Origin of the sequence: Zoogloea ramigera (assembly GCF_006539865.1) — a bacterium.
In the GTDB taxonomy this organism is placed as follows: Bacteria; Pseudomonadota; Gammaproteobacteria; order Burkholderiales; family Rhodocyclaceae; genus Zoogloea; species Zoogloea ramigera.
Window position 1 is genome coordinate 25,933 of sequence record NZ_BJNV01000055.1, and the last position, 8,263, is coordinate 34,195.

An 8,263-nucleotide genomic window follows, 5' to 3' on the forward strand; every position below is an offset into this window, starting at 1 on the left:
CCCCGCCCGCCCCCCAGGAGGGCAAGGAAACTTTGGGCGGCCCTGCGTTTGCTTGAGCGCCCCGCGTCGGCCAGCGGGCGTTGTCGCCCGCGGCGGGCGGTTGCATACTGGGTCCTGTCGCCATTCAAGCGGAGGACGCAGCAATGGTTCAGCACCCCGGCCGTACCAGCCAGCCCGACGACGAGGACGAGGAGCCCTTCGGCGGGCTCGTCCGCTACGAGCGCCACATGCCCATCCATCAGGTGTCCTACTACCTGTGTGGCGAGCTGCAGGCGCCGCAGTACTACACCGAGCTGTTCTACACCCTGCGCACCGCCGCCGAAACCGACCTGATCTATCTGCACATCAACTCCCCGGGCGGCGATTTCAACACCGGGCTGCAGATCATCAACAACATGCTGGCCTCCGAGGCGCACGTGGTCACCGTGCTCGAGGCGCGCGCCTATTCGATGGCGGCCTTCATCTTCCTGTCGGGCGACGAGCTGATCGTGCACGACAACTGCCAGCTGATGTTCCACACCTACTCAAGCAGCTTCGCCGGCAAGGGCAGCGAGCAGCTCGCCGAAGTGCACGCCCTCGGCAACTGGTTCGAGAAGGTCACCACCCGGCTGTGCACGCCCTTCCTGAGCGCCGCCGACATCAACCACATCCTGCAGGGCAGCGACCTGTGGATGGATTCGGACGAGATCCGGCGGCGGCTGGAGCGCATGAAGCCGGTCAAGCCGGCGGTGCGGAAGAAGGCGGTGGGGGCCAAGGAGCCTGCAGGGGTGGCAAGAAAGGTGGCGCGCGGAGCGGGTACGAAATAGGCGGACTCAGGGCCAGGGTGGTCTAGGATCAAAGCAGCCGGCACGCCAGGCGGCGCGCCGTGCAGAGTCTGGCCTGATGACGCGCTTGAATGAGGAGGCTGTGATGCTGGCGAGTTTGATAAGACAGGGAGTTTCCATCAGGGGCCTTGCCGAACTGCTGAACGGTGGGGGTGGGGTCGTCGGTGGGGATCGTGGGCAGATAGACCGAGGCATCAACGGCAGCTATACGGCCAGCGGCGACGTCATCACCTTCTTTGGCGACACATCCGGCGAGCACCCGGTCAACATCCTCCCCTACGTTGCGGGCGCCATCTCTTATTCGCAGATGCGGGGCAAGGAGACCATCAGCGGCGAATTCACCGGCTGCGTGATGGCCATCTACAACGACGCTGGAACCACCCGCGTGTGTCATGTGGATACCGCCAAGCCCAGCTCGGGTGACGCACCAAGCAAGACAAGGTGGGCACAGATCAAGGGCCAGGCAGGCTTCGAGATGGCGGATGAACTGTCGACGAACGGAATGCTCGGCAAGTTTCTGGACACCCATGCGCCCGACGAGAGCTTCCGCACCCTGAGCATTCTCGGTGTGGCGACGCCGGTGATCGGGATCACCAGCTATTACGTGACCAGGCAGAACGGTGTGTACACCGTTGTCGGGTTGGGGACGTGAGGGCTTGAGCCAGGGCCGTGAAATCCGGCACCAGTCTCCCCGTTCTGCTCGAGCGCCACGATGCTCCGCCTCATCATCCGTTAGGGCGCAGTCGTCTGCGCGTTGAGGCGGGCGCTTTTCAGTAGTGTGACGATGTCGCTGCGGCTACCCCGGTAGTCAGGGTTGAGCATCGTCCTTGGGCCCCTACGGCAGCGCCGCCGCAATCTCCGCCGCCAGCGCATCCACCAGCCGTCCGTGGGCGCTGGCGAGGGCCTCGAAGGTGGGGGCGGCGATGGCTTCGGTGGCGCTGAAGCGGCGGCTGGTGATGTCGCGGCCGGCCTGGCGGATTGTCCACACGGCTTCCAGCGTGACCCGCTCGAAGCCGTCGGCTTCGAAGCGCTGCACGTCGATCGGCACGCTCAGCGTGGGCTCGGCGATGCTGGCCTGGGGCCAGGCGACGCTGCGCGCGTAGGGGCTGCGGCGGGCCAGGTCGGCGGCGACGCGGCGGGCGATCTCGGTTTTGAGGGGCGCGGCCCAGCGGTGGTGCTCGGCAACCTCGGCGCGGCTGCCGGCGAGGCGCACGATGAGCAGGCGGTCGATGGTGGCCGGCACGCTCACCGGGCCGACCACCAGGCTCGCGCCGGTGCTGGCCGGGGCGCTTGCGGCCGGCGGCGGGGCGAGGGGGCCGAGGGTGTAGAACTGGAGCGGCGGGGTGCTGCTGCAGGCGCCGAGCAGGCCGGCCAGGGCGAGGGCGGGCAGGGCTTTGAGGAGGTGTTTCATCAGCGGGCCTCGGGGCTGGGGCGGGCCGGCGCGGCGCATTGGGTGGCTACCCAGCGGGCGTCGGTGTCGGCCTGCATGTCGCCCTGGGCGCCGCGCATGTGGATGCGGGTGGTGAAGTGCTCGGGGCTGGCGATGGTCGTCTCGAAATCGGCGGTGCCCGGGGGCTGGGTGCAGTTGAGGCGGCCGCGCACGGTGTTGCCGGCCCTGGTGACGCTGGCCAGGGTGCAGCCGCCGTCGGTCTTGCCGGTGTAGATGTTGTCCTGGCGGGCCTGTTCGGGGGTGATGCAGCTGCGCACCGCGCCGTCCTTGCCGAGCTGCACGCCGCGGGCGGCCATCTGTTGCTGGAGCATGCGCTGGGTTTCGGGGGGCAGGTTCTTCATCTGCTTCTGCATTTCGGCCATCTGGGCCGACATGTCGGGCATGCCGGCGGCGCTCATGCGCGTGGAGCGGAACTCCCACAGGCCGGGGCGGATGTCGGCGGCCTGGGCGGTGGCGGCAGCCAGCAGGAGCAGGCCGGCGGCGAGGCGGTGGGCGGTGTTCATGATCGGCTTCCTTTCGTGCGGCGTTGCGTGGCTCACGGCTTTTCCTCGGGCTTGCCGCGCAGCAGGGCTTCGGGGTGGCGGTCGAGGGTGTCGGCCAGGTGGCGCAGGGCCTGGGCGGCGCGGCCGAGCTCCTGCAGGCTGGCGCGCAGGTCCTGCTGCAGCGGGGCGTCGCTGGCGATGAGCTTGCGGGTGTCGGCGATGGCCGAGCGGGCTTCGACGATGGTGCTGCGCACCTCGCCGTCGGTGAGATTGTCGATGCGTTTCAGCAGCGCCTCGGTTTCGTCGACGCTGCGCTGCAGGCTGGCGAGCAGCTTGCGGGTGTCGGTGCCGATCTGTTCGATGGGCAGCTTGTCGAGCTTGCCGACGATGCGCATCAGGGTGGTCTGCAGCTCGTCGAGGCTGCCGCGCTGGGTCGGCAGCCGGGGCGGGCTGGCGGCCCAGTCGGGGCGGGCCGCGCCGGCGCCGGGGAAGAAGTCGAGGGCCACGTAGAGCTGGCCGGTGACCAGGTTGCCGTTGCGCAGCTGGGCGCGCAGGCCCTTGGCGACGAGCTGGTCGACAAACGCACGGAAGGCCGCGTCTTCGCTGGTGGCGCCGGCCGGCAGGCGCGACTTGCTGCCCGCGGTGCGCAGGCGGCCGGGTTGCAGGGAGACTTCGACGTGCATGCTGATGTCGGCGCTGTCGAGGTTGAGCTGGGGCTGGATGGCGACGACCTCGCCGATGGTGATGCCGCGGAAATCCACCGGCGCGCCCACCGACAGGCCGCGGACCGATTCGGTGAAGCGCAGCACGTAGTGCTGGCGCTCGTCCACCTGCCGGCGGATGGCTTCTTCGCGGTTGGCAAACAGGCGGAAGCTGCGTTCGGCGGCGGCGGGCTCGTCGGGGCTGTCGGCGGGGGTCAGGAAGGCCAGGCCGCCGGCCAGGATGGCGGTGAGCGATTCGGTGTTCACCTGCACGCCGTCGGCGCCGACCTTGACGTCGACGCCGCCGGCGTTCCAGAAGCGGGTGTCGTTGGTCACGAAGCGGTCGTAGGGGGCCTTGATGAAGACGCGCACCTCGATCCGCTTGCCGTGCTCGCCCAGGCGGTAGCCGGTGACCTGGCCGGCCGGCATGCGGCGGAAATAAACCGGGGTGCCGACGCCGATCGAGCCGAGGGTCTCGGCGTGCAGCGTGAAATAGCGCCCGGGCACGTCGAAGCTGACCACCGGCGCGTCGTCGAGGGCGGTGAATTCGCGCCGTGCCTCGGCCGACTTGCCGGCGTCGAGGCCCACGTAGGTGCCGCTCAGGAGGGTGCCGAGGCCCGACACGGCGCTGCCCGACACCCGCGCGCTGACCATCCAGAAGCGGGTGTCGTCCACCAGCAGGTGGTCGGCCGAGCGGGCCAGGCGGGCGCCGGCGATCACATAGCTGCCGTCCTCGGCAAGGGTCACCGAGTCGATCTGGCCGACGTCCACGTCCTTGTACTTGATGCGCGTCTTGCCCGCTTCGAGGCCTTCGCCGGTCTTGAAGCGGATGGTGATGTCGGGCCCCTGCTGGTACCAGGTGTGGAGGGCCAGGAAGACCCCGATCAGCGCGGCGACGAGGGGGATCACCCACACCAGCGGGATGCGGAAGCGCCGCGGCGTGTCGACGCGGGCGGTGGGCAGGGAGGAGGGCGTCGGTTCAGTCATGGGGCGGTTCGGAGGGGGAGGCGTCGGCGATCGGGTCCCAGATCAGGCGGGGGTCGAAGCTCATCGCGGCAAACATGGTGAGCACCACCACCGCCCCGAAGGCAACTGCCGCCGGGCCGGCCTGGATGGTGGCGAGGCCCTGGAACTGCACCAGCGCCACGAGGATGGTGATGACGTAGATGTCGAGCATCGACCAGCGGCCGACGAACTCGACCAGCCGGTACAGCCGGGTGCGCTGCAAGGGCTGCCGGCGCGATCGCCGCTGGGCCGAGGCGGCCAGGTACACCAGGGCCATGATCTTGAGCAGCGGCACCATCACGCTGGCGAAGAACACCACCGCGGCCAGCGGCCAGGAGCCAGACTGCCACAAAAAGATGACCCCGCTCATGATCGTGTCGTGCTGCGTGCCGAGCAGCGAGGCGGTGGTCATCATCGGCAGCAGGTTGGCCGGCACGAAGAGGATCGCCGCCGCCAGCACCAGGGCCCAGGTGGTGGCCAGGCTGGCCGGCTTGCGCAGGTGCAGCGGTGCATTGCAGCGCGGGCAGCGCAGGGCGTGGCCACCCGTGGCCGGCGGGCGGGCGAGCTGGCCGCAGATGTGGCAGCTCAAGAGGCCGGCCTGGCGGGCGGTGAGGGCGGGGCGGTGGGTCATGGGGTTGCGGTCGGGGCTGGCGTGGAGGCTTGCTCTGGGGTTTGCCAGATGAGCCGCGGGTCGAAGGCGCGGCCGGCCAGGGTGAGCACGACGATCAGCGCCGCCATCGCCCAGAACGCGGTGCCCAGGATCACCGTGGCCAGGTGCGACAGCTTGACCAGCGACACCAGCATGCCGAGCAGGAAGACTTCGACCATGCCCCACGGCTGCACCGAGCGTACCAGCCGGAAGAAGGGCGCCAGCCGCGGCGAGGCCCGCCCGAGGCGCAGGGGCACCAGCACGGCGAGGATCATCAGCAGCTCAAGCACCGGAAACAGCAGGGCGGTGACGCCCACCAGCGCCGCCACCGGCCCCATGCCGTCGTGCCACAGGATGTGCAGCGCGCCGGCCAGGGTGACCTCGACGCGGCGGCCCTGCATCTCTAGGCCGACCAGCGGGTAGAGATTGGCGATGAGGTAGAGCACGGCGGCGGTGCACGCCAGGGCCAGGCTGCGGTCGATGCTGTCGGGCGGGTTGCGCGCCAGCAGGGCGCCGCAGCGCGCGCAGCGGGCCGTCTCGCCGGGGGCGAGGGCGGGCTCGCGCTGGAGCAGGTCGCATTCGTGGCAGGCGATCAGGTCGGCCGGCAGGAGGGGGTGCGCATCAGGCGCCAGCATGGACGGCCCCGGGAAAATGACGGTTAATTTTGCGGTGCAGTGATGCCCGGACGCAAGGGGGGCGGCCCGAAATGAGCGCGCCGGAGCGCGGGCTCAGCGCCGGCGGACCAGCCCGAGGGCCGCCAGCCCAAGGCCGAGCAGGGCCAGCGTGACGGGTTCGGGGATCGCGGACAGACCGTCGTCGAACTGCACTTCGTCGATGAGCAGCCAGGGGCCGTTCGCGGTGGCGGCCACCCGCAGGTAGCGGGCTTCGGTGCCCAGGCCGGGCAGGGTCAGGAAGCCGTGGGGGGCGCTGCTGCTGGGGTCGACGCCGTTGGCCGGCGTGGCCGCCACGCTGAGGGACAGGATCTGCGACCAGGTGGCGCCGTCATCGCTGCTGAACACCGTGACGGAGGGGAGCATCACGTCAGCGTGGCTGTCCTGGGTGCTGCCGACCCGCACGGTGTCGATCAGGCGACGGGTGCCGAAGTCGAAATCCACGTTCACCGTCCGGTCGTAGGCCCAGCCTGCCCATTCCTGGCCGTCGTTCACGGCCCAGCCGGCCTTGCCCAGCACGCCGTCGGTGAGCTTGGTGTAGGCCGGGTCGTGGTAGCACCAGGTGCCGCAATCGGTGGCCTGGTCGAAGCTGTAGGAAGCCGGGTTGATCGGGGCTGCGGCGGCACCGCCCTGCAGGAGGCCGGTGATGATGGTGGCCAGGGCAAGCTGGCGGAGGGTGGGCAGGCTCATGATCGGGTGTTGCTTGATGTCCGGATGCCGCAGGTGTTCTGTTTCTAGCGGCGGATGGTTGAATCAAGCAAAGATTGAGCCTATTTTTATATCTCCATGAATACGTTGAGATTTATATTTTTGATTTGTGACTTAAATCACGTTTTGTCAGATTTTTCGACACTTTGAGTGCCGTTCTCCGGTGGCCGCGGAGTGGCTTCGGGGTGCCCGTCGGGCGGCTTCTGCCCATCGGGGGCGGTGACGCCGGGCAGCACTGTCAGGGGCAGGGCGATCGGCAGGCTGTCACCCTTGCGCCGCAGCACCACGTGGTCTGGCATCACCCGCTCGACGCGGATGTCTTCGTTGTAGGGGAAGCCTTCCTGGACGAGCTGGGGCCGCTTGCCGACTTCGGCCAGGATGGCGATCCCCGGCGCCGAACCCGAGCCGGGGATGACGCCCTGCAGGACCAGCCGCGACAGGGGCGTGAGGGGCACGCCGTCGGGCGCGGCGGCCTGCAGCATCGATTTCTGGATCGGCGGGGCGACCATCAGCAGCCCGCTTTCCTCGGCCAGCCAGAGGGCTGCGACGGCCGCCACGCCGATGATCACGACGAAGCGCTGGATGCGGTCGTAGTCGAAGCCTTGCATAGGGAATCTCCGTCGGGCGAACCGGCTTGAATACGGTGCCCTACCTTCCGTCATGGGAACAGGGCTCACCGTATCACCGATGGATACTCTTTCTGCAGTGCTCCGGGGTGTTTGTAACGCTGATTAACGGATTTAACGTGATTTACCCGTGGGAGCCCCCGGAGACGAAGTCGAGCACGTCGCGAACGAAGCGTTCCCGCTCCCACAGGTGCGGGGCGTGGTCGACGCCGGGGTAGGTATGCAGCACGGCATTGGGGATGCTGTCGCGCACATATTGGGCGGTGCCGGCCGAGTAGAAGTTGCTGGCGCCGCCATACACCAGCAGGGCCGGGATGCCGATGCCGGCGAGTACGTCGCGGTAGTCGGCGGCGGTGAGGCTGGCCCAGCAGTCGATCAGCGGCTGCGGGTCGAGGGCGCGCAGGCGTTCGCGGGCGAGCTGGATGCCGTTGGCGTTTTCCTGGTAAAGGGCGCGGGCCTGCGGGTTGTGGCCGAGGGCGACGAGGCGCAGCACCGCTTCGGCAAAATCCTGCTGCAGTTCGGCCATGAAGGTGGCGCTGCGCTCGGGGCCGAAGTCGCCGTAAATGCCGCCCTGCCAGCCTTCGCCGGTGAGGAGCCGCGGCGACTGGTCGATGAACACCAGCCGCGACAGGCGGCGCTCGCCGAAATCCCGCAGGTATTGCCACAGGGTGAGGGCGCCCATCGAGTGGCCGACCGCGACAGCCTGGTCGAGCCGGTAGTGGTCGAGCAGGTTCTGCAGGTCGCGGGCCATGCGCTCGGCGGTCGGCGCGCCGGGGCTCTTCAGCGGGTGACCGCCGTGGCCGCGGGCGTCCCAGCGGAAGACCCGGAAGTGCGGCGCGAAGGCGTCGATGAAGGGGTTCCAGTCGCGGTGGCTGGAGGTCCAGCCGTGGAGCAGCACCAGCGACGGGCCGTCGCCGCTGATCCTGAGGTGGATCTTTTCGCCGTCGTCGGCAATGAAGTGGTCCATCGGGAGCCTCTTGGAGGTGTTTCAGTTGGCCGTGCTGGCTTCGCGGCGGTTGAACCAGCGCAGCACGGTGCCCCAGTCGTGGAGGTCGATGCGGGTCGCCTCGCCGCAGGCGAAATCGAGGCCCAGCCAGTTTTCGGGCGGCAGGCCGAGCAGCGCGCCGGCGATGGCGCGCAGCGGCCC

Annotated in this window: 10 protein-coding genes; 2 read left to right on the plus strand and 8 right to left on the minus strand. The window is 69.0% G+C overall.

Going from position 1 to position 8,263, the window contains the following annotated elements; translation table 11 throughout:
* The first annotated feature begins 143 nt into the window (after positions 1–143).
* Both ZRA01_RS14880 and ZRA01_RS14885 read left to right on the plus strand, forming a co-directional pair.
* Entirely contained in the window at positions 144–806 is a 663-nt protein-coding gene (locus ZRA01_RS14880; protein WP_141353583.1) for a Clp protease ClpP, read from the plus strand.
* 76 nt (positions 807–882) lie between these two features.
* Positions 883–1,476: a hypothetical protein gene (locus ZRA01_RS14885; protein WP_141353585.1), complete on the plus strand. Its 594-nt coding sequence runs from the start codon at positions 883–885 to the stop codon at positions 1,474–1,476.
* Positions 1,477–1,659: 183 nt separating this feature from the next.
* Here ZRA01_RS14885 and ZRA01_RS14890 read toward each other — a convergent pair whose 3' ends face one another.
* The 8 genes from ZRA01_RS14890 to ZRA01_RS14925 form a co-directional block, all read right to left on the minus strand.
* Positions 1,660–2,235, minus strand: coding sequence for a PqiC family protein (locus ZRA01_RS14890; RefSeq protein WP_141353587.1), 576 nt, complete (start codon positions 2,233–2,235; stop codon positions 1,660–1,662).
* The gene (locus ZRA01_RS14895; protein ID WP_141353589.1) at positions 2,235–2,777 is read right to left on the minus strand and encodes a DUF3617 domain-containing protein; all 543 of its coding nucleotides are present in this window, start codon (positions 2,775–2,777) and stop codon (positions 2,235–2,237) included. The genes ZRA01_RS14890 and ZRA01_RS14895 overlap by 1 nt, the downstream gene beginning before the upstream one ends.
* 32 nt (positions 2,778–2,809) lie before the next feature.
* On the minus strand, positions 2,810–4,444 hold the full coding sequence (locus ZRA01_RS14900) for a PqiB family protein (protein WP_141353591.1): 1,635 nt from the start codon (positions 4,442–4,444) through the stop codon (positions 2,810–2,812).
* On the minus strand, positions 4,437–5,093 hold the full coding sequence (locus tag ZRA01_RS14905; RefSeq protein WP_141353593.1) for a paraquat-inducible protein A: 657 nt from the start codon (positions 5,091–5,093) through the stop codon (positions 4,437–4,439). The genes ZRA01_RS14900 and ZRA01_RS14905 overlap by 8 nt, the downstream gene beginning before the upstream one ends.
* Entirely contained in the window at positions 5,090–5,746 is a 657-nt protein-coding gene (locus ZRA01_RS14910; RefSeq protein WP_141353595.1) for a paraquat-inducible protein A, read from the minus strand. The genes ZRA01_RS14905 and ZRA01_RS14910 overlap by 4 nt, the downstream gene beginning before the upstream one ends.
* A 93-nt stretch (positions 5,747–5,839) precedes the next feature.
* Positions 5,840–6,472 carry a discoidin domain-containing protein gene (locus ZRA01_RS14915; protein WP_141353601.1) on the minus strand — a complete coding sequence of 211 codons (633 nt, stop codon included), beginning with the start codon at positions 6,470–6,472 and terminating at the stop codon, positions 5,840–5,842.
* A 137-nt stretch (positions 6,473–6,609) separates the two neighbouring features.
* The gene (locus ZRA01_RS14920; RefSeq protein WP_170182986.1) at positions 6,610–7,098 is read right to left on the minus strand and encodes a type II secretion system protein N; all 489 of its coding nucleotides are present in this window, start codon (positions 7,096–7,098) and stop codon (positions 6,610–6,612) included.
* A gap of 142 nt (positions 7,099–7,240) precedes the next feature.
* Positions 7,241–8,083 carry an alpha/beta fold hydrolase gene (locus ZRA01_RS14925; protein WP_141353599.1) on the minus strand — a complete coding sequence of 281 codons (843 nt, stop codon included), beginning with the start codon at positions 8,081–8,083 and terminating at the stop codon, positions 7,241–7,243.
* Between the last annotated feature and the right edge of the window lie 180 nt (positions 8,084–8,263).